The sequence below is a fragment of the Pantanalinema sp. genome (assembly GCA_036704125.1).
GTDB lineage: Bacteria > Cyanobacteriota > Sericytochromatia > S15B-MN24 > UBA4093 > JAGIBK01.
This window is the reverse complement of record DATNQI010000048.1, coordinates 1-19,457: the sequence shown is the minus strand read 5'-3', so window position 1 is coordinate 19,457 and position 19,457 is coordinate 1. Positions and strand designations below refer to the sequence as shown.

The following is a 19,457-nucleotide window of genomic DNA, read 5'->3' as shown; positions in this document are numbered from 1 at the left end:
ATGAGGGCCGACAGGTCCTCGGTGGCCGCCTTGATGGCCGCCGGGACCACGACGATCCGCTCGGCCTCCTCGCGCACCGGCGCGATCGCGGGCACCATGCGCCGGCTGAGGTCCGGCCGGGTGATCTCGTAGCCCAGGATCAGGCCCGTCGCCAGGTCGAAGACCACGTCCGTGACGCGCCCGTGCGCCCGGCCGTCGGGGGTGAACAGGACCTTGCCGATCCCTGAGGGCGCGCGCATGGCGGCTGTCTCCTTGGCCTCGTAACGAAAAAGAGGGCGTTCCCCGCGCGGGGAACGCCCTTCGATCCTAGCGGCGCGCGGCGCCGGCCGCAACGCTCGCACGAAGGCTTAGCCTTCCTGGATGACGACCTTCTCCATCTTGTCCATGGGCTTGATGGCGTCGACCACGTCCTGGCCCTTGATCACCTGCCCGAAGACGGTGTGGATGCCGTCCAGGTGGGGCTGGGGGCTGTGGGTGATGAAGAACTGGCTGCCGCCGGTGTCCTTGCCCGCGTGCGCCATGGAGAGGGAGCCGGTACCGTGCTTGCGGGGGTTGATCTCGCAGGGAATGGTGTAGCCGGGGCCGCCGCGGCCGGTGCCCTCGGGGCAGCCGCCCTGGATCACGAAGTTGGGGATCACCCGGTGGAAGGTGAGCCCGTCGTAGTAGCCGGAGGTGGCGAGCTTCTCGAAGTTGGCGACGGTGTTGGGGGCGTCGTCACCGAAGAGCTCGATCTCGATGTCGCCCTTGGCGGTGGTGATGATGGCCTTTTTCATGGGTGAATGCTAGCTCCAAGTGGGAGGGAACGCAGACCCCCATTGTGGCACGGGGCGCCGGCCGGATCAACGTCACGCCTCGATGGCGATCTGGGTCTGGACGTCGTGCACCCCCCACACCGCCCACACGTCGTCCTCGGCGGCCTGGCGCTCGGCGCTGGAGCGGGCGACCCCTGACAGGTACACCACCCCGCCCCGGGTCGCCACCTGGAAGCGCAGGGAGTCGATCAGCTTGTCCTTGTCGAAGGCCACCCGGACGGCGTTGGTGATCTCGTCGTCCGAGTCGTCCTCGTGGGGCTCGACGGCGATCTGGTTGCGGACGTCGGCCACCCCCGCGACCCACCACGCGATGAGGCCCGCGAGGCGCTTCTTGGCCAGGGCGTCCTGGCTGCCCGTGAGCGTCACCACCCCGGTCTCGACGTGGATCGAGAGCTTCTTCTCGTTGAGGTAGGGGTCCTCCTCGAGGCCGTTGCGGACGTGAAGCAGGATCTGGTCGTCGGTGCGAACCGGTACCGGCCTCAGCTTGACGTTGTTGATGACCGCCCGGACGCCCGGGACGTCCCGGATGAGCCGCTCGCAGGTCATCTTCTCGCCGAGGCTGTCGACCAGACCTTCGAGCAGGACGGTCCCGCCCTGGCAGCGGATCTTGACGGCCCCCCCCTCGCTCTGGGCCCTCACCCGGGGATCGCGGGTCAGGGCCGCGGCGACGGAATCGTGGATCTCTGCGTCGGTCAGCATGCCGAACCCTCCTCGTATCAAGGGAATCAACCGATGGATACCAGCAAAAAGGCCTCTCCCTATGCTAGCCAGGGAGAGGCCCGGGGCGTTCGGGCAAAATCGACGAAGATCTCGGGGGCGCTGGCGCCGGATCCTTCGGTTATTCGTTGTCCGGGTTGGACTGGGCCGGCCGGAACTGGCGGATCTTGCCGCCAGGAGCGGGCGCGGGGGCCGCGGGGGCGGGCTTGAGGGCCCCCTGGAAGCGCTTGTCCGCTTCGGTGATCATCTTCGCGAAGGAGGCGAAGTCCTCGAGGCTGAAGTAGAGCGCAGCCTGGTAGGCGTTGACCACGACCTTGCCCTCGTTCTCGACGAACCAGACCGTGCCGAACTCGCATTCCCCGAGGGTTCGAAAGTTGTTCACGTCCACGTGGGGTCTCCTTTGGCTGCATGGGAGGTAGGCCACCAGTGTACCATGTCTCATCCTCGCCGGTCTGCTCGCCGCCCCTTCACCCCTCGATCAGGACCTTGACGCGGCCCTCCTTGGAGAGGACGCGGGCGGTGGTGATCCCGCTGTACTGCATGAACTGGAGGTCGAGCCGGGACTGCCCGACGCGAAGCCCGTCGATCCGCACCTCCTCGAGCCAGCCGGGGAGCTGCGGCTGCACGATGCGCAGGGCGTTGCCCGCCGCGTCCGGCACGATTCCGAGCGCGCTCTGCAGGAGCAGGAAGATGGTACCCGCCGCCCATGCCTGGGGGCTGCACGCCACCGGGTAGGGCACCGGCCGGTCCAGCTCCCCTTCCTTGGGAAAGCCGCAGAACAGCTCGGGCAGGCGGTAGTATGGGAAGTGCAAAGAGGCCTGGTACAGGGCGTCGAGCAGCACCAGCACCTCCTGCTTGTAGCCGTTCTGGGCGAGGCCCTGGGCGATGATGCTGTTGTCGTGGGGCCAGACGGTGCCGTTGTGATAGCTCATGGGGTTGTAGACCGGGCTGTCGGCCGAGAGGGTGCGGATCCCCCACCCGGAGAACATGCCCTTGCCCATCGTGAACGCGACCATGCCGGGGATGCGGTCCTCGGGGATGATCCCGCTCCACAGGCCATGGCAGGGGTTGGAGGTGGGGGTACGGACCTGCTTCTTGTCGCCGTCGAGGGCCAGCGCGTAGAAGCCGTCCTCCTCCGACCAGAAGGCGCGGTGGAAGGCCTCCTTCAGCTCGTCGGCCTCCCGGTTGAGGCGATCGCCGAGGATCCGCAGATCGAGGGTGTAGCACAGCTGGGCGATCCGCTTCTTGGCGTCGTAGACGTAGCCCTGGACCTCGGCCAGGGCGATCGGCCCGGTGGCGAGCGTCGCGTCCGGCCGGATCACCGAGTTGACCGAGTCCTTCCAGCCCTGCACCACCAGCCCCAAAGGCGAGCGGCGCTCGTACTCGACGAAGCCGTCCCCGTCCAGGTCGCCGTACACCTCGATCCACATGAGGGCGGCCTCCACCGCGTCCCACAGCTCGCGCACCAGCTCGAGGTCCCCCGTCCAGCGGTAGGTCTCGGAGAGCAGGATGAGGAAGAGCGGGGTGGAGTCCACCGAGCCGTAGTAGGGGGTCTGGGGGATCTGGCCGAGCCGGGCGAGCTCGCCCACGCGCAGCTCGTGAAGGATCTTGCCGGGCTCGGCGTCGCGGAAGCTCTCGTCCTCGTGGGCCTGGTGCGCCGCCAGGTACCTCAGGGTGCCGTAGGCCAGATCGGGACGGATCATCAGGCTCTGGAAGGCGGTGAGGAGCCCGTCGCGGCCGAAGGGCGCGGTGTACCAGGGAATCCCGGCCGCGAGGTAGGGGCCGGTCGGGTACATGGTCGACAGGGCCGCGATGTCGCGCTCGCTGCGCGAGAGGATGAGGTTGTAGATGGCGTTGCTGGTCGTAAGGCGCGTGCAACCCGCGACCTTGCTCTTTGCGGCCGCGTCCAGCCGATCGACGAAGGCCTCGAAGCTCTCCTCTCGCTTGGTGGCTTGCAGGGAGCCTTCGCCCGCGATCAGGGTCTCGACGGTGTAGGCGAAGGCCGTCTCGGCGCCGTGGCCCGGGCATTCCAGGCTGAACCGGACCACCCCGCCGACCGAGGCGTGCTCGGGGGGCAGGGGCTCGATGTAGAACGCGCTCGCCTGGATCTCGAAGGTGATGCGGGTCTGGCGGAAGGTCTTGTCCTCGCCCATGTAGGCGAGGATCAAGGTGCGCTCCTCGATCTTGGGCTGCAGGAAGAGGCCGTGGTGCTGCCGGTGCATGCCGCGGACCTCGAACATGTCGGCGTAGTCGGCGCGGAACTCCAGCGAGAAGCTCAGATTGGCCGAGAAGGGATTGTAGTTGACGATCTTGATCCGGTCGCGCACCGCGTCCTCGATGGCGCGATCGCACGAGAGGTAAAGGGTCTCCTGGGGGATCAGCCGGCCGTTCGGGTACCTGAGCACCTGGTTCATGAACTCGATCTGCGAGAGGTAGGTGCGCTCGCTGGAGCTCGACAGCAGGCTGGGGACCTTGCCCTCCAGCCGGAAGATCCACCCGCTCAAGAAGCGGGTGTCGGCGGCGTAGAGCCCCATCCCGCAGCCGCAGCCGGGGTAGATGTTGCCGTCGACGTCGCTGATCAGGAAGAGGTTCTCCTGCTTGATGACCTCGCGGCCGTGCCGGCACGAGGTGAGGATGGCGGGGATGCCGCTCGCGAGCACCGCGCTCAGCTCCCGGTCGATCGTGTAGATCTCGCCCCCCACCTCGAGGGTGGTCGAGTCGGGGGGGGGCTCGGGCGATCTTGGTTGCTTGGAGTCCTCGGCAGGGGCCATTGGGAGATCCTCTTCTAGTGCGGGACGCCCGCGCCGGGGCGCTGGAAGCTCGCCTCGATTCGCAGCTGCTGCTCGCGCAGGCGCTTGAGCATGTAGTTGAGATACTCGCTCAGCTCGACGCTGTCGGTCTCGAGGTAGATCTGGAGGATCTCTCCGTACTCCCGGAAGGAGAGGTGGATGTGGGGCTCGTGCTCCCTGGCGAGCTCCAGCAGCAGCAGGACTTCGGCCTTCGAGCAGACCGAGAACTGGTGGGTCCTGGCCATCCCCTCACCCCCTTTGCGCCGCTCGGGAGTCTAGGGCCCGACGCCTGAGCGAGTCAACGAACGAGCTTGGCGTCGGTCGCAACAAGGCTCGTCCACTTCGACCGAGCCCCCTCGGCGTTCGGCGTGCTACAACCGTCAGGGCGGCCGGGCCGGGCCCGGCCACTTCCCGAAAGGCGGTGAAAGGTGGCCAGCGGGACCGAGGAGAAAGGCCGCTTGAGAGTTCTCGAGGTGCTCGCCTCGGGGGCGGTGGGGGGCGGCTCGAGCCACCTGCACGACCTGGCGGTGGGCCTCGACCCGGCGCGGTTCGCGCCGCTGGTCGCCTGTTCCGACGACGGCCCCCTGGCCTCTCGCCTCGAGCGCGCCGGCCACGACGTCGTTCGCATCCCCATGACCCGGCACCTCAACCCCGGGGCGATCGCTGCTCTGGCCGAGCGCATTCGGCGCGAGGGGATCGCGCTGATCCACTCCCACGGCACCCGTGCCGCCCTGTGCGGGGCACCGGCGGCGGCCCTGTGCGGGGTGCCCCACCTCTACACCGTCCACGGCTGGAGCTTCCACCAGCGCGGCTCGGCGCTCTTCGAGGCCGCCGCGCGCTCCTGCGAGGCCATGGCCGTGCGGCTCAGCCGCCAGGTGGTGTGCGTCTCGCACGCCGACCAGCGCGCGGGCCTCGCCCACGGCATCCTCTCGGCGCGCCGCAGCCGCGTGATCCCCAACGGCATCGACCCTGCTCGCTTTCGACCTGATCCCCTCGCCCGCGCGCGCCTGCGCCGGGCCCTCGGCGTCGCCGAGGGCGAGCCGCTGATCGGCCTCTACGGCCGCCTGACCCGCCAGAAGGCGCAGGCCTTCTTCCTGAGGGCGGCCGCGGAGGTGCTCGCCCGCGAGCCTGCCGCCCGCTTCATGCTGGTGGGGGACGGCGAGGACCGCGCGGCCCTCGCGGCCCTCGCCTCGGGCCTGGGGCTGGGCGGCCGCCTCCTGATGCTGGGCAGCCGCTCGGACGTCCCTGCCCTGCTCTCGGCCACCGACGTCTTCGTCCTGCCGAGCCTCTGGGAGGGCCTCCCCATCGCCCTGCTGGAGGCCATGGCCTGCGGGGTGCCCTCGATCGCAAGCGCCGTGGACGGCTCGCTCGAGGTCATCCAGCCCGGCCAGAGCGGCCTGCTGGTGCCGCCGGGCGAGGTTGCGCCCCTGGCCGAGGCCATGCTGGCCCTGGTCCGCACCCCGTCTTTGGCCCAGCGCCTCGCCGCTGCCGGCCGCGAGCGGGTCCTCTCCCTCTACCCCCTGACCCGGATGATCGCCGCGATCGAGGGCCTCTACGCCGAGGTCGCGCGGAGGCCGGGCGGGGTTTGTGCCTGAGGTGCCCATGGCCGAGTTCATCGTGGCCGCCTGGTGTCTTGCGGCGGCGCTCTTCCAGGGCCTCCTGGCCCTCAACGTCCTGTACCTGGCCTTCGTCACCGCGGGGGCCTGGCTTTCCACGCGCTTCCCCAGGCCTCGGGCCTCGGGGGAGGAAGGGCCCTGGCCTCGCCTCGCGGTGCTCGTGGCCGCCCACGACGAGGCGCCGGTGATCGGGGCCTGCCTCGAGAGCCTGCGCGCCCAGGCCTACCCCCGATTCGCGGTGTGGGTGGTCGCCGATCGCTGCGCCGACGCCACCGCGGCCACGGCGCGCGCGCAGGGCGCCGCGGTCCTCGAGCGAGCCGAGGGCACCCCCTCCAAGGGGGCGGCCCTCGCCTGGCTCTGGGAGCGGCTGGGGCCGGCCCGCGAGGGCTTCGATGCGGTGGTGGTGCTCGACGCCGACAACGAGGCGGCCCCCGGCTTTTTGGCCGAGGTGGGGCGGGTGCTCGCGATGGGCGAGCGGGTGGTTCAGGGGCAGCGGGTCGCCAAGAATCCTGGCCACAGCGCGGCCAGCGCCCTGGACGGCCTGGCCGAGGCGCTGCACCACCGGGTGGTGGCCGCCGGCCTGAGCTGGTGGGGGCTCTCGACCACCCTGTGCGGCTCGGGGGTCGCCTACGAGCGGAGGCTGTTCGAGCGGCTGGTGGCCTCGACCCGCACCCAGGTCGAGGACTGCGAGTACCAGCTCCACCTGCACCGCTGGGGGGTGCGGATCGTCTCGGCGCCCCTGGCGATGGTGCGCGACGAGAAGATCCACGATTTCGAGGCCATGGCCCGCCAGCGCTCGCGCTGGGTGCAGGGCAAGGTCCGGCTCTTCCTGCGGCACCTGCCCGGTCTCGTCTGGGGAGCGATGAACGGCCGGCGCGAGGCGATCGAGGGGCTGGGGTTCGTGGCGACCGCGCTGCCGCGCTCGGTGCTGGTCGTGCTCCTGGCGCTGGGGCTGGTGGCCGGGGCGGCGGGGGTGCCGGGGGTGCTCGCCTGGCCCTGGTGGCTCGGGGCGATCGCGGTCTTCGGCCTCCACGTGGCCTCGGGCCTCGTCATCGCGGGGGTGGACCCCGCCGAGTGGAAGTCGCTTCGCTCGGCGCCGCGCTTCATCCGGGTGCTGTGGGGGGCCTGCTGGAGGGCCATGGGCCGCCGGCACGTCCCCTGGGTCCGCACGCCCCACGGCTCGCCCGACGAGCCGCCGGCCTAAAGGGAAAGGGGCTCCCCGCTTGCGGGGAGCCCCTTTCGAGCCTTTGGCTTAGGCCGAGAGCTTGGACTTGGCCATGGTGGCCAGGTGCGCGAAGGCGTCGGCGTCGTTGACGGCGAGGTCCGCGAGGATCTTGCGGTTGACCTCGACCTGGGCCTTCTTGAGGCCGTTGATGAGCTGCGAGTAGCTCAGGCCGTTGATGCGGGCCGCCGCGTTGATGCGGGTGATCCAGAGCCGACGGAAGTCCCGCTTGCGGGTCCGGCGGTGCTTGTACATGTACCGGAGGGCCTTCATCATCGCCTGGTTGGCGGCGCGGAAGATCTTGCGGGTCGACCCACGGAAGCCCTTGGTGAGCTTGAAGACCTTCTTGTGGCGGTTGCGGTTGATGTTACCGCGTTTGACGCGAGGCATGTTCGATTAACTCCTTAGTAGACGACGGGCCGATCCTAGCGGAGGTACTGCGGGTAAGGCAGCGCTTCCTTGACGCGCTGGGCGTCCTCTTTGCTCACGATGGCCTCGCCGCTGATCCGGCGCAGGCGGCTGCCGTCCTTGCCGACGATCAGGTGCTTGCGGAAAGCCTTGCGGCGGATCACTTTGCCGGTCCCCGTCACTCGGAACCGCTTGGCCGAGGACTTGTGGGTCTTCATCTTGGGCATGGGGTTTACTTCTCCTTCTTGGGGGCCAGAATGAGGAAGAGGGTGCGGCCTTCTTGCTTGGGCTCGCGCTCGACGACGGCGATGTCCTTGACGTCGTTGGCGAACTTGTGGAGGAGCTGGGCGCCGAGCTCGGTGTGCTGCATCTCGCGCCCGCGGAACCGCACCGTCACCTTGACCTTGTCGTTTTCGGCGATGAACTTCTGGATGGCCCGCAGGCGCACTTCGTAGTCGTGCTGGCCGATCTTGTAGCTGACCGTCAGCTCCTTGATGCTGACGACGTGCTGCTTCTTGCGGGCTTCCTTGTTCTTCTTCTCGGTCTCGAACTTGTGCCGCCCGTAGTCCATGATCTTGCAGACCGGCGGAGCGGCGTCGGCGGCCACCATTACCAGGTCGAGCCCCTTCTCTTGCGCGATGCGAAGGGCCTCACGCGTCGGCAGGATGCCGAGCTGGGATCCGTCGTCGCCGATGGTCCGAACCTCGCGGGCACGGATCCGGTCGTTGATCAGGGTGGTGTCTCGTTCCCTCAGAATGGTCGTTTCCTCCTCAAAAACGGAGAAAGGCAGGTGACCTCACCTGCCCTCGTCGGAAGATTCGCGTTTCGGGTCGGGCCCGTCGTGCGAGATTCTTTCCGGCTACCCTGCTGGCGATGCCGCGGGGTGAGAAGGTGTGCTTCTGCTTTCGCCGTTGTGCGCCACGCTCTGATGTGGCGCGCTGCTACGATCCCACTATAGCCTCCCGAAGCGAGCGGAGTCAACCGTGAGCGGCGGGCTTTCTTGCTTGGCCTGGAGGCCGGTGGTATACTGCGCATCCGCCCTTTTTCGCTGTCTTTTTCTCTCGAGACGGGATTTTCGAACGATGCGCCAGCGCCTTGCCGAGCACCTCGAACGCCATCGCGCCGACCTTCAACGGTTCGCCGCCGAGCTGATCCGTACCCCGTCGCCCTCGGGCGACGAGGGGGCCGTGGCTGCCCTGGTGGCAGCGGCCATGCGCGATCACGGCTTCGACGAGTGCCGGATCGACGAGGTGGGCAACGTGGTGGGGGTCATCCGCGGCAGCGGCGCCGGCCCGAGCGTGCTGTTCTGCTCGCACCTGGACACCCGCGCGCCGCTCGACCCCGAGCGCTGGGGGCATCCCCCCCTCGAGCCCGTCGAGCAGGACGGCTACCTTTTGGGGCTGGGTGCCGCCGACGCGAAGGGCGCGATCGCTGCTCAGGTCTTCGCCGCCTCGGCCCTGCGCGCGCTGGGGCTTCCCCTCTCGGGGGACGTGATCGTCGCCGGCGTGGTGATGGCCGAGCGCTCGGAGGCCTTCGGGGTCGCCCACCTCTTCGATGTGACGTTCGGCGCGATGGGCCTTGCGCCCGCGCTCGCGGTGATGGGGGACCCGACGGGACTCGACGTCTACCTCGGCCAGCGCGGGCGTCTCGAGCTGGAGCTCGTGACCATCGGCCGCACTGCCCACGCGGCCGCCCCCGGCCTGGGCGTCAACGCCGCCTACAAGATGGCGGGGATCGTCGAGGGTCTGCAGGAGCTCGCCCAGACGCTGCCGAGCCACCCCTTCCTCGAGAAGAGCACCGTCGCGCTGATCGACCTCGCGTGCGCGCCCGCGCGCGTCTCGATCATCCCGGATCGCTGCGTCGCATCGATCGACCGCCGCTTCTTGCCCACCGAGTCCCTGGACACGGTGGTCATGCAGATCCAGTCGCTCATCAGCCGTGCCGCCGAGAAGGATTCCAACTTCAAGGCCGAGGTGAAGGTGCGAACGGTCCTGGAGACGGCCTACACCGGCATCGCCAGGGAAGTCCCGAAGCTGCTCCCCCCCTTCCTGACCTCGGATCGCCACCCCATGGTCGTCGCCTCGGTCGAGGCCCTCGCGGCCCTCGGCCAGGCGCCGCGCCTCGACAAGTGGTGCTTTTCGACCGAGGGCGGGTATGTTTCCACCATCGCCGGGGTGCCGACGATCGGCTACGCGCCCGGCGAGGAGAAGTACGCCCACACCCCCTACGATCGCGTCCGCATCGCCTCGCTCGGCGAGGCCGCCCACGGCATGGCGGCCATCGCCCTGGCGATCGCGGGCCAGGCTCCGGGCCGCGAGGCCGCACGAGAGGAACGCCCATGACCACCGCCCAGAAGGATGAAGTCTCGCTTTTGCCCAAGCTGCTGGACGGCATCGCCGTGCTCGACGGGGGGCGCCTCGTCTCGCGCAACCCCCAGCTGCTCCAGCTTTTGGCCGAGTCCGGGGAGAAGCCCGAGACCGTGGGCGCCGAGCGCCTCGAGCGCCTGCTCGCCGACCCGGCCGTCGCCGCCCTCCTCGAAAGGGGCGAGGGAGAGCTCGAGCTGATTCCCGACTGGTGGCGGGGGCAGGTCCTGTACCTGACGGCGCAGCCGCTGGAGGATCGGCGCCTCCTGGTGATCCACAACCTCACCTCGGTCCATCGCCTGGCGAACATGCAGCAGGACTTCGTCGCCAACGTCAGCCACGAGCTGCGCACCCCCCTGACCTCGATCCGGATGGCGGCCGAGAGCCTCCAGCTGGGCGCGATGGCCAGCGAGAAGATGCGCGCCAAGTTCCTGAGCAACATCCAGCGCGAGGCGGATCGCCTCACCCGGCTGGTCAACGAGCTGCTGGTGGTGGCCAACCTCCACGGCCGCCCGACGCTGCACATGGCCGACTTCACCTTCCCCGAGCTCGCCGGCGAGGTCAAGACCACCCTCGATCCCCACGCGGATCTCAACCACGTCAACCTCGTGGTCAACTGCCCGGAGAGCCTGCCCGTCTATCGCGGCGATCGCGACCGGATCCACCAGGTCCTGATCAACCTGGTGGACAACGCGATCAAGTTCACGCCGGCCTCGGGTACCGTCACCCTCGACATCGCGTTCGACGAGGGGGATAAGGCCATCAAGATCAAGGTCATCGACACGGGGATCGGCATCCCCGAGATCGATCGCCCCCGCATCTTCGATCGCTTCTACCGGGTGGACAAGAGCCGCTCGCGGGTCACGGGCGGGGTGGGCCTGGGCCTGTCGATCGTCAAGGACATCATCGTCGCCCACGGCGGCAACGTGGTGGTCTCGAGCGAGATCAACGTCGGCACCACCTTCCTCATCACCTTCCCGCTGGATCATGAAGGGTAGGGGCATGGCAGCCGACGAGCGCGAACTGGTCGAGAAGGACCTCCGGCGCCGGGGGTACCGCATCACCCCGCAGCGCGAGCGGATCCTGCGCGTCTTCCAGGAGCTCCCCGGCGGCACCCACCTCAGCGCCGAGGACCTGTACCAGCGCCTCTCGGTCGAGGAGCCCCGGATCAGCCTGGCGACCGCCTACCGCACCCTCAAGCTCCTGGCGTCGCTGGGCCTCTTGCGCGAGGTGGACTTCGCCGAGGGCCACAAGCACTACGAGTTCAACCGCGAGGAGACGCCCCACCAGCACATGATCTGCGTGCAGTGCGGCACGACCCTCGAGTTCTCGGGCGAGGAGCTCGAGGCGGCGGCCCGCTCGGCCGCCGAGGCCTTCGGCTTCGCCGTGCTGGACGTGCAATTCAAGATCTTCGGCCGCTGCGCCGCATGCCAGGCCCTGGGCCGCTCTTAAGTCTTCTTTAAAGCGCAATTAGGTGAATCTTAGCCTCCGATCCCCCGGATCGGAGGCAAGTCGCGCTTGGCCGTTGGGTATAACGAAAATGGGATCTCCGTCACCAGGTTCAGCCGATCCGGAGATCCGCGCAAGTCTTGGCTGCCTCGCAGCGATGATCCCGGTGGCGCGGGAAACGAAACGCCTGAAACACACAGGAGGGAATCATGGGGAACGTCAACCAAACCTCGATGCGCACGGCTGTTGCTCGCACGCAGCAGACGTCGCCCCTCCAGACCTCGCAGCTGGACGAGCGCTCCCGCGCCGCCGAGCTTGAAGGCGCCGAGGAGGCCGCTTACGCGCAGCCGACTCTCTCCGAGGCCAAGCCAAAGGAGGGCCGCGGGCTGCTGGGCCACATCGGCGACGTGTTTCTGGGCGGTGGTCAGGCCATCGGCGACATGGTCAAGGGCGTCGCGAACGTCATCCTCCACCCCATCCAGACCCTCAAGGGCATCGGGTACGTCATCACCCACCCGGCGTCGCTGGTCAACGCCTTCGTCGAGCCCTACAAGCAGGCCATCAAGGACGGCCGTCCCGGCCTCGCCCTCGGTCGCGGCATCGTCGAGATCGGCTCGCTCTTCGTCAGCCCCAGCCAGGTGGTCAGCGGCGCCAAGGGCGTGATCAACAGCGCCAAGGGCCTCATCTCGGGCGCCAAGGGAGCAGGCCAGGTGGGCACCGCCGCGGCCGCCGCGGGCACCCTCGGCGCCAAGGGCGCCGAGCTCTCCGGCAAGATCGCCGGCCAGGCCGCGACGGCCATGGAGAAGGCCGCCAAGCTCAAGGCCCTCGGCCACGTGGGCGAGGCCGCCAAGCTCGAGCAGTTCGGCCGCATCATGGAGAAGGCGGCGGGCTTCGCCGCCACGGGCACCGAGCAGGGTGTCGCCCGGGCCATGAAGTACGCGACCTGGGCCACCAACGCCCAGACCGTCAACGTCGCCACCCAGGCGGGCACCAAGGTCATGACCATGTCGGCCCTGGCTCAGCACTCGGACTCCCTGCTGAACGCCGCCGCCAAGGCGGGCGGCACGGTCGCGGCCAAGGCCGGCGCTTTGGCCCCCGCCTACGACCTGCCCATCAAGCTGACCAAGAACGCCTCCTCGGCGGTCAAGACCTTCGGCCTCTCGGCCAAGCAGGCCGATACCCTGCTGGCCGCCGCCGACGACATCTTCAAGCAGAACCGGCTCTCCGGCGCCTCCCAGAAGGTCGCCCTCGATGCGGCCAAGACCTACATGGCAGGCCAGCTCGGCGTGGCGGCCGGCGACAGCGCCCTCTCGGCTCTGGCCAACACCCTCAAGCCCAGCACCAAGACCCTGCTGAACAACTCGGTCACCATCGCCAACCAGTTCGAGCGCACCAACTACATCACTCGGCCGCTCGAGAAGGGCGCCCGCGCCATCGGTCGCCCGGTCGACAAGTCGATCGTGGCGGTGAACCACGTGGCCAAGAACGTGGGCGAGAACCTCGCCCAGGTCGGCGACAAGGTCTCGAGCGCGCTCGGCAAGGTCGGCGACATGCGCCTGGGCGACATCCCCCGCGCGGTCGGCCAGGTGGCGACCTACCCCTTCAAGGTCACCTACCAGGCCCTCGCGGGTGCCGGCCAGGCGATCAAGAACGGCCTGTCGGGGCTGGCCAACATCGGCGACATCCCCCTGCGCCGCATCTGGGAGGCGCCCGCCGAGGCGGTGGGCCGCGCCGTCAGCGCCGGCGCTCAGCTGGTGAGCAACCTTCCCGACGTGAAGCTGGGCGAGCTGGTTCAGCTGGCGCGCCCCGCGCTCGCGGCCTCGGTCATCGGCCGGGTGAGCGACGTCAAGAACACGGCGGACGGCGGGATCGCCGAGAAGTACGGCTTGCTCGACACCCCCGCCAACATCGCGGCCTTCAAGGCCGAGGTCGCGAGCTACGCCGAGGGCGCCATCGGTCCCGAGACCGATAACCCCGAGCAGGTCGCCCAGCTCCAGACGATCCTGCGCAAGATCGGCTACGACGTGAAGCCCTCGGGCACCTTCGATGAGGACACCGCGCTGGCGGTCATCGACTTCAAGCAGCGCGTGGGCATCACCCAGACCTACCGGATGGCCGACGGCACCCCCGCGGTCAACGAGTACGTGGACGAGACGACCGCCCAGGCCCTGGTCTCGATGGCCAAGCGCAAGGCCGGCGTCGGCGAGGCGGAGCCCTCGACCGCAGCCGGGGTCACGGGCAGCCAGGTCAAGGCCTCCCTCGAGGCGCTCGACGGCGCGCTCGGCGCCTTCGACGGGGCCAAGACCGCGGCCGAGCGCGCCAAGGCCCAGACCGCGATGGAAGAAGCGGCCCTGGTCGCCATCCACGACCTGACGGGCTACGGACTCTCCCACGAGAATGCCCGCGCCGACGTGGAGGACAAGCTCAACGAGATCGCCGCCGCCCTCAACGAGCGGGGCTACGGCGACGAGGAGCTCAGCGCCCTCATCGCCGAGGCGCAGCAGGAGTACGCGGCCCCCGAGGAGCCCGAGGCGGCCGGCAAGCCCGAGGCGACCGGCAAGCCCGAGGCGACCGGCAAGCCCGCCGAGGTCAAGCCTGCCGAGACCAAGCCCGCGGCGCCGACCACCTACGTGGTGAAGGCGAATGACAACCTGGCGCGTATCGCCCAGCAGACGCTCGGGGATGCGAACCGCTGGCGTGAGATCTACGACCTCAACAAGCAGGTCATCGGGTCGAACCCCAACCTGATCCTGCCCGGCCAGAAGCTCCAGATCCCCGGCAAGGCGGCGGAAGCCCCCAAGCCTGAGACCAAGCCCGCCGCCGAGGCCAAGCCTGAGACCAAGCCTGCCGCCGAGGCCAAGCCTGAGACCAAGCCCGCCGTCAGCGCCGAGGTCGAGGCCCTGATCAAGGAGCGGGGCATCCAGAGCGACTCTGCGAACGTGCAGGCCTTCCTCAAGGAGGTCGGCGAGTACGCGGCCCGCGGCGCCATCGGCCCCGATTCGGGCTCGCCCGCGGTGATCAAGCAGCTCCAGACCTTGCTCGCTCGCCTCGGCTACGACAAGGTCACGTCGAACGGCAGCTTCGACGACGCCACCGGGGACGCGGTCATCGACTTCAAGGTCAAGCAGGGCCTGCACCAGACCTACAAGCTCGCCGACGGGACCTGGGCCGTCAACGAGTACGTGGGCGAGGACACCGCCCAGGCGATGGCCAAGGCGGTCAAGGAACTCAACTAGCCAGCACGAGGGGCGCCCACGGCGCCCCTCGTCCATTAAATGGCTGTTAAATCCCGAAAGCCCTCTCGGTGCGAGCCGATAATCTCAAGGAATCGAGATCGACCAGGAGGCCGCATGGACGTCCGCAACAACCCCGCCTTCAGCCGCGCCGCGACGCGCCCGCTGACGCCGCCCGCGACCGGCCCGCTGGTGCAGCCGCAGGCGGGCGAGGCGCCCCATGCCAAGCGTGGCCTGATGGGGCACGCGGCGGACGTGTTCATCGGCGGCGGCGAGGCCCTCGTGGACATGGGCAAGGGCCTGCTCAACGTGGTCACTCACCCGATCCAGACCCTGAAGGGCGTCGGCTTCCTCGTCACCAAGCTCGTCACCAACCCGGTCGAGGCCGTGGGCATGATCGGCCATGCCTTCGTCGATCCCTACATGAAGGCGATCAAGGAGGGGCGTCCCGGCAAGGCGCTCGGCCGCGGCATCGTCGAGATCGGCTCGCTCTTCGTCAGCCCGAGCCAGGTGGCGGGGGCCGCCAAGGCGACCGTGACCGGCACGGCCAGCGTCTTCAATTCCCTCAAGGCAGGCTCGGGCCTCACCGGCGCGGTCAAGAACGCCTCGCTCGCCGTCAAGCTCTCCGCCGAGGGCGCTCAGACCGCCCAGAAGGCCGTCAAGCTCGCCCAGCTCGGCCACACGGCGGAGGCGGCAAAGCTGACCCAGTACGCCAAGATGGCCGAGCGGGTGTCGAACATGGCCCGTGGGGGGGACCTGGCGCGGGCCGGCAAGTGGGCCCAGACCCTCCAGAACCTCCAGCACATCAACTTCGGCGGGACCATGATGTCGACGTCGGCCATGCTCTCGCAAACCGACACCCTGCTGGCGGCGGGCAACGCCGCGGTCACGGCCGCGGGTCGCTTGCAGACGGCCGGGGCGAGCACGCGGGACGCGGCCCTGGTCGCACCGAGCGCCGTGGCGCCGGCGGCCATCCAGGTGACGACCGCCGCGCGCGGCGTGGCCGAGATCCTGCCTGCGACCGAGCGCCTCATGAACCTCGCCGGCAGGGTGAGCGTCCGCGCCCCGCTCGCCCTGCTCGCGCCGGCCGCGGCCCTGAGCATGGGGCGCTTCTCGAAGGACTTGCCCGACGTCGCCGCGGTGGGCGAGCTGACCCAAGAGAAGGCCCAGGCGATCGCGGCCGAGTACCGGCTTGCGCCCGACGTCGAGAACGTCCGCGCCTTCCTCGCCGAGGTCGGCACCTACCAGTCCGGCGCCATCGGTCCCAACCACGGCACCCCCGAGCAGATCAAGCAGGTCCAGGCGGCGCTCAGGGTCGCGGGCTACGACGTCATCCCCTCGGGCACCTTCGACGAGGCGACCTCCCTGGCCGTCATGCACTTCAAGCGGGAGCACGACCTCTACCAGACCTATCGCCAGGCGGACGACTCCTACGCCGTCAACCAGTACGTGGACGAGCGCACGGCTGAAGCGCTTTACGGGGTCGTCCAGCGGGTGGACGACGTGGTCGCCGCCGTGCAGGAGGACGACGCGGCCAAGCCGGCCGCGACGCCTGCGGCTGCCTCACCGGGGGCGTCCTCGGAGGCCGGCTGGCAGAACGTGGCCGCCCGGTACAACCTGCTTGCCACCGCCGAGAACGTGAAGGCCTTCGAGGCCGAGGTCGCGACCTACGACAGCGCGGTCGGCCCCCAGAGCGCGAGCGCGGACGTGGGGCGGGTGCAGGCGACGCTCATGCGCCTGGGCTACGCGGTCCAGCCGACCGGAACCTTCGACGACGCCACCGCCGAGGCGATCATGGCCTTCAAGAGGCAGGCCGGTATTCGCCAGGCCTACCGGCTCTCCAGCGGGGAGCCTGCGATCAACGAGTACGTCGAGCCCACCACCGAGCTGAGGATGCGCGCCGCCCTGCAAGCGCGCGCTTAGAGCATCTAACAAAACCAGGCATGTTACGGCCGTTGGCTGCCCTCGGCAGCCAACGGCCGGAACAGTTTTGTTAGTCGCTCTTGATCGCCTTTCAGAAGAGACGCAGCTGCTCGAAGCCGGGCGGCAGCTTAGGCCCCGGTTGAAGCGCCGGCAGCTTTGCCGGGGCCGCCTTCGGCTCGGGCTCAGGCGAAAGAGGCGCGTCGCCGCGCTGCGCGGCGAGGGCGAAGTGGTGCTGGGCGATCTTGCGCTGCTCGCGGTAATCGGGCATGTGCTTGCCGACCAGGGCCCAGTAGGCGCTTGAGTGGTTGGGATGCACCAGGTGCGAGAGCTCGTGGAGGACCAGGTAGCGAAGCGCCCGCTCGGGCATGCCGTCGATGGCGTGGCGCGAGAAGGTCAGGACCTTGGTCTTGAGGTTGACCTGAGCCAGGCGCGTGTAGCGGGCGTTGCCGATTCGCACCCCCGCGTAGTGCACCCGGACGGTCTCGGCGTTGACGCGCGCCACCAGGTCGGTGAGGGCCTCGAGCGAGAGGGGCGGGGCGCTCGGGGTCACCGGGAGGGCCGCCAGGGCCGACGTCTGCTTCTGCCCCCACTTGGTGAACTTCTCGATCGCGGCGTTCTGCTCGGCCTTCGGCCAGTGGCGCGGGATGGTCATCACCAGGCATGCGCCTCTGAGGCGCGCGCGCGCGGTGCGCGCTTTCGTGTAGGTGATCTGCGTCTCCAAGGCCTGCCTCCCTGCTTTCCCTGATTGTAGCACAGCCTGTTTGGCCCCTTGAGGGCCTTTGCGCCTGCCGATCCTTTTTGGCGATCGTCGCCAAGCGCCCGCCGCGCTCGGGGTCTAGCATGGGAGCGAGATTTGCCTGACAGGCAGGCATCGCTCCCGTCGCTCGGCCCTCTGGTGGCGGCAGGCGCACAGGCGCCGCATGCTCGGAAGGACGTCCCATGCAGTGGCTCGAAGGGCTTTTTTGGCTCTCGGTGGGGGGGGGGCTCTACGCCTACCTCGGCTACGGCGCGATCGCCATGCTGCTGGCTCCGCTCTTGGCGCGCCGCCACTGGATCCTGCCCATCATGCCCACGGTGACCCTCTTGATCGCCGCCTACGACGAGGAGGCCGTCATCGAGGCCAAGCTCCGCAACTGCCTCTCGCTCGACTACCCGCGCAGCAAGCTGGATATCCTGGTGGTCACCGACGGCAGCACCGACGCCACCCACGCGATCGCGCGCCGTTTCGCCTCGCTTGGGGTGCGGGTCGAGCACGAGGACGAGCGCCGCGGCAAGCTTCACGCCATCCAGCGGGTCTTGCCCCTGGCCCAGGGCGAGATCGTCGTCTGCACCGACGCCAACGCCCTCTTGAACCCCGAGAGCCTGCGCCTGATGATGCGCCACTTCGGGGACCCCGAGGTGGGCTGCGTGGCCGGCGAGAAGCGCATCCTGGCGGGCGAGCATGACGTGAGCGCCGGCGAGGGCCTCTACTGGCGCTACGAGTCCTTCCTCAAGAGGTTGGATTCGCGCATGGGCGCGGTGATGGGGGCAGCCGGCGAGCTGCTCGCCTTTCGGCGTGCCTGCTACGAGCCTCTGCCGCCCGACACGATCCTGGAGGACTTCGTTCTCTCCATGCGCCTCTTGCAGCAGGGCTTCAGGGTGGTCTACGAGCCGGATGCCTACGCGATCGAGGCGGCCTCGGGCTCGATTTCGGACGAGTTCAAGCGCAAGGCCCGCATCGTGGCGGGTGGATGGCAGGCGGCTTTCCTGTTGCGGGGCCTGCTGTGGCCCTCGCGCCCGCTCTTGACCATCCAGTACGTCTCGCACCGCCTCTTGCGGTGGATCCTGGTCCCCTTCTTGCTGCCCGTCGCCTTCGGGGCCAACGTGGTGCTGGCGTGGCAGGGGCCCGGGCCCTACCGGATGCTGTTCTGGCTGCAGGGGGGCTTCTACCTGCTTGCGGCCTACGGTGCCCTGGCGCAGCGGGGTTCGCGGCGCGCGCGCTGGCACTACCTGCCCTTCTACTTCGTGTTCGTGAACGTGGCGGCGCTGGCGGGGGCGTGGCGGTTCTGGACCGGGCGCCAGGCCGTGACCTGGGAGAAGGCCCGTCGGTACTCCACCCCGGAGACATGAAGCGCCCCCGGCGGGTCACTCCGCCGGGGGCGCTTTCGAGGGGGCTCTGGTCTAGAGCTTGCCCATGATCTTGGACTCGAGCTGGGCCTTGGGCATGAAGCCCACCACGCGCTCGGCGGCTTCGCCGTTCTTGAAGAGGATCATGGTCGGGATGCTCATGACGCCGTACTGCTGAGCGGTCTGGCCGTTGGCATCGATGTCGATCTTGACGATCTTGAGCTTGTCCTGGTGCTCGCTGGCCATCTCTTCGAGGACCGGCGCGATCATGCGGCAAGGGCCGCACCAGGTGGCCCAGAAGTCGACGAGCACGGGCTTGTCGGCCTCGAGGACTTCCTTCTTGAACTCGGCGTCGGTGACGGGGACGGGCTTACTCATGATAAATCTCCTCCGTAGGGCGATAGGTGCCCCATTCTACCTCCCTCAAGGAATGCTTGCCAGAGCGATCGCCGTGATCGAGCAACCATGCCGCTTTGCGCCCCGGGCGAGAAAGTCGAGGCAGAAACAATCGAGAATAGGCGTTGATCTTTCTGGTGAGGCTATGCTAGTCTTAAGATCTCGCGCCTGGAGAGGTGGCTGAGTGGCTGAAAGCGCCTTCCTGCTAAGAAGGTATACTGTGTTAAACGGTATCGGGGGTTCGAATCCCCCCCTCTCCGCTCCGAGTTTCACTTACGAGCCTTTCGGCATCGCTTGCGAGCCTTGAGTGTTTGTAGTAGAGTGGAAAAAGTGCGCCGGGTTTAAGCCACCCGGTGACGTGTGCGGCCATAGCTCAGCTGGATAGAGTGTCTGGCTACGAACCAGAAGGTCGGGAGTTCGAAT

Annotated in this window: 19 protein-coding genes and 1 tRNA gene; 9 read left to right on the top strand and 11 right to left on the bottom strand. The window is 68.7% G+C overall.

From position 1 onward, the window contains the following. From V6D00_07310 to V6D00_07285, 6 genes are all read right to left on the bottom strand, one after another. Nucleotides 1-239, bottom strand: a 239-nt coding sequence (locus V6D00_07310; protein ID HEY9898974.1) for a PRC-barrel domain-containing protein, incomplete at its 3' end; no start/stop codon positions are given. Nucleotides 240-347: 108 nt separating this feature from the next. Next, nucleotides 348-773, bottom strand: a complete 426-nt coding sequence (locus tag V6D00_07305) for a peptidylprolyl isomerase (protein HEY9898973.1) — start codon at nucleotides 771-773, stop codon at nucleotides 348-350. Nucleotides 774-845: 72 nt separating this feature from the next. After that, the gene (locus V6D00_07300) at nucleotides 846-1,511 is read right to left on the bottom strand and encodes a BON domain-containing protein (protein HEY9898972.1); all 666 of its coding nucleotides are present in this window, start codon (nucleotides 1,509-1,511) and stop codon (nucleotides 846-848) included. A gap of 139 nt (nucleotides 1,512-1,650) precedes the next feature. After that, nucleotides 1,651-1,911: a hypothetical protein gene (locus tag V6D00_07295; protein HEY9898971.1), complete on the bottom strand. Its 261-nt coding sequence runs from the start codon at nucleotides 1,909-1,911 to the stop codon at nucleotides 1,651-1,653. An 85-nt stretch (nucleotides 1,912-1,996) separates the two neighbouring features. Further along, nucleotides 1,997-4,300, bottom strand: coding sequence for an amylo-alpha-1,6-glucosidase (locus V6D00_07290; protein HEY9898970.1), 2,304 nt, complete (start codon nucleotides 4,298-4,300; stop codon nucleotides 1,997-1,999). A gap of 14 nt (nucleotides 4,301-4,314) precedes the next feature. Further along, entirely contained in the window at nucleotides 4,315-4,563 is a 249-nt protein-coding gene (locus V6D00_07285; GenBank protein ID HEY9898969.1) for a hypothetical protein, read from the bottom strand. Nucleotides 4,564-4,776: 213 nt separating this feature from the next. On the opposite strand from V6D00_07285, the gene V6D00_07280 reads away from it, so the two are divergent. Further along, nucleotides 4,777-5,913, top strand: coding sequence for a glycosyltransferase (locus V6D00_07280; protein HEY9898968.1), 1,137 nt, complete (start codon nucleotides 4,777-4,779; stop codon nucleotides 5,911-5,913). 7 nt (nucleotides 5,914-5,920) lie between these two features. Then, nucleotides 5,921-7,138: a glycosyltransferase family 2 protein gene (locus V6D00_07275; protein HEY9898967.1), complete on the top strand. Its 1,218-nt coding sequence runs from the start codon at nucleotides 5,921-5,923 to the stop codon at nucleotides 7,136-7,138. A gap of 48 nt (nucleotides 7,139-7,186) precedes the next feature. Here the strand turns inward: V6D00_07275 and rplT are convergent, their stop codons facing one another. Genes rplT through infC form a run of 3 tightly spaced genes read right to left on the bottom strand, consistent with a single transcriptional unit; the run spans nucleotide 7,187 to nucleotide 8,294 of the window. Then, nucleotides 7,187-7,546 carry a 50S ribosomal protein L20 gene (gene rplT / locus V6D00_07270; GenBank protein HEY9898966.1) on the bottom strand — a complete coding sequence of 120 codons (360 nt, stop codon included), beginning with the start codon at nucleotides 7,544-7,546 and terminating at the stop codon, nucleotides 7,187-7,189. 35 nt (nucleotides 7,547-7,581) lie between these two features. Continuing rightward, nucleotides 7,582-7,791 carry a 50S ribosomal protein L35 gene (rpmI, locus tag V6D00_07265; protein ID HEY9898965.1) on the bottom strand — a complete coding sequence of 70 codons (210 nt, stop codon included), beginning with the start codon at nucleotides 7,789-7,791 and terminating at the stop codon, nucleotides 7,582-7,584. A 5-nt stretch (nucleotides 7,792-7,796) separates the two neighbouring features. Further along, on the bottom strand, nucleotides 7,797-8,294 hold the full coding sequence (gene infC / locus V6D00_07260; GenBank protein ID HEY9898964.1) for a translation initiation factor IF-3: 498 nt from the start codon (nucleotides 8,292-8,294) through the stop codon (nucleotides 7,797-7,799). 352 nt (nucleotides 8,295-8,646) lie between these two features. On the opposite strand from infC, the gene V6D00_07255 reads away from it, so the two are divergent. The 5 genes from V6D00_07255 (at nucleotide 8,647) to V6D00_07235 (ending at nucleotide 16,532) form a co-directional block, all read left to right on the top strand. Next, nucleotides 8,647-9,906, top strand: a complete 1,260-nt coding sequence (locus tag V6D00_07255; protein ID HEY9898963.1) for a M20/M25/M40 family metallo-hydrolase — start codon at nucleotides 8,647-8,649, stop codon at nucleotides 9,904-9,906. After that, a complete protein-coding gene (locus tag V6D00_07250; protein ID HEY9898962.1) occupies nucleotides 9,903-10,925 on the top strand; it encodes an ATP-binding protein in 1,023 nt (340 codons plus the stop codon). Before V6D00_07255 ends, V6D00_07250 begins: the two co-directional genes overlap by 4 nt. A 4-nt stretch (nucleotides 10,926-10,929) precedes the next feature. After that, nucleotides 10,930-11,379, top strand: a complete 450-nt coding sequence (locus tag V6D00_07245) for a Fur family transcriptional regulator (protein ID HEY9898961.1) — start codon at nucleotides 10,930-10,932, stop codon at nucleotides 11,377-11,379. Nucleotides 11,380-11,585: 206 nt separating this feature from the next. Further along, nucleotides 11,586-14,612: a peptidoglycan-binding protein gene (locus V6D00_07240; protein ID HEY9898960.1), complete on the top strand. Its 3,027-nt coding sequence runs from the start codon at nucleotides 11,586-11,588 to the stop codon at nucleotides 14,610-14,612. 114 nt (nucleotides 14,613-14,726) lie between these two features. Further along, entirely contained in the window at nucleotides 14,727-16,532 is a 1,806-nt protein-coding gene (locus tag V6D00_07235) for a peptidoglycan-binding domain-containing protein (GenBank protein ID HEY9898959.1), read from the top strand. Nucleotides 16,533-16,623: 91 nt separating this feature from the next. Here V6D00_07235 and V6D00_07230 read toward each other — a convergent pair whose 3' ends face one another. Then, nucleotides 16,624-17,253, bottom strand: a complete 630-nt coding sequence (locus tag V6D00_07230) for a M48 family metallopeptidase (GenBank protein HEY9898958.1) — start codon at nucleotides 17,251-17,253, stop codon at nucleotides 16,624-16,626. 218 nt (nucleotides 17,254-17,471) lie between these two features. On the opposite strand from V6D00_07230, the gene V6D00_07225 reads away from it, so the two are divergent. After that, a complete protein-coding gene (locus V6D00_07225; GenBank protein ID HEY9898957.1) occupies nucleotides 17,472-18,641 on the top strand; it encodes a glycosyltransferase family 2 protein in 1,170 nt (389 codons plus the stop codon). Nucleotides 18,642-18,692: 51 nt separating this feature from the next. Here the strand turns inward: V6D00_07225 and trxA are convergent, their stop codons facing one another. Then, nucleotides 18,693-19,016 (bottom strand): thioredoxin, encoded by a 324-nt coding sequence (trxA, locus tag V6D00_07220; GenBank protein HEY9898956.1) that lies wholly within the window; start codon nucleotides 19,014-19,016, stop codon nucleotides 18,693-18,695. A gap of 188 nt (nucleotides 19,017-19,204) precedes the next feature. Between trxA and V6D00_07215 the strand changes: the two genes are divergently transcribed. Beyond that, a tRNA-Ser gene (locus V6D00_07215) sits at nucleotides 19,205-19,294 on the top strand. Nucleotides 19,295-19,457 lie beyond the last annotated feature (163 nt).

Coding starts and splice junctions, on each gene's coding strand:
- V6D00_07305 (HEY9898973.1), bottom strand. CDS start 773: ATGAAAAAGGCCATCATCACCACCGCCAAGGGCGACATCGAGATCGAG.
- V6D00_07300 (HEY9898972.1), bottom strand. CDS start 1,511: ATGCTGACCGACGCAGAGATCCACGATTCCGTCGCCGCGGCCCTGACC.
- V6D00_07290 (HEY9898970.1), bottom strand. CDS start 4,300: ATGGCCCCTGCCGAGGACTCCAAGCAACCAAGATCGCCCGAGCCCCCC.
- V6D00_07285 (HEY9898969.1), bottom strand. CDS start 4,563: ATGGCCAGGACCCACCAGTTCTCGGTCTGCTCGAAGGCCGAAGTCCTG.
- V6D00_07275 (HEY9898967.1), top strand. CDS start 5,921: ATGGCCGAGTTCATCGTGGCCGCCTGGTGTCTTGCGGCGGCGCTCTTC.
- rplT (HEY9898966.1), bottom strand. CDS start 7,546: ATGCCTCGCGTCAAACGCGGTAACATCAACCGCAACCGCCACAAGAAG.
- rpmI (HEY9898965.1), bottom strand. CDS start 7,791: ATGCCCAAGATGAAGACCCACAAGTCCTCGGCCAAGCGGTTCCGAGTG.
- V6D00_07255 (HEY9898963.1), top strand. CDS start 8,647: ATGCGCCAGCGCCTTGCCGAGCACCTCGAACGCCATCGCGCCGACCTT.
- V6D00_07250 (HEY9898962.1), top strand. CDS start 9,903: ATGACCACCGCCCAGAAGGATGAAGTCTCGCTTTTGCCCAAGCTGCTG.
- V6D00_07245 (HEY9898961.1), top strand. CDS start 10,930: ATGGCAGCCGACGAGCGCGAACTGGTCGAGAAGGACCTCCGGCGCCGG.
- V6D00_07240 (HEY9898960.1), top strand. CDS start 11,586: ATGGGGAACGTCAACCAAACCTCGATGCGCACGGCTGTTGCTCGCACG.
- V6D00_07235 (HEY9898959.1), top strand. CDS start 14,727: ATGGACGTCCGCAACAACCCCGCCTTCAGCCGCGCCGCGACGCGCCCG.
- V6D00_07225 (HEY9898957.1), top strand. CDS start 17,472: ATGCAGTGGCTCGAAGGGCTTTTTTGGCTCTCGGTGGGGGGGGGGCTC.
- trxA (HEY9898956.1), bottom strand. CDS start 19,016: ATGAGTAAGCCCGTCCCCGTCACCGACGCCGAGTTCAAGAAGGAAGTC.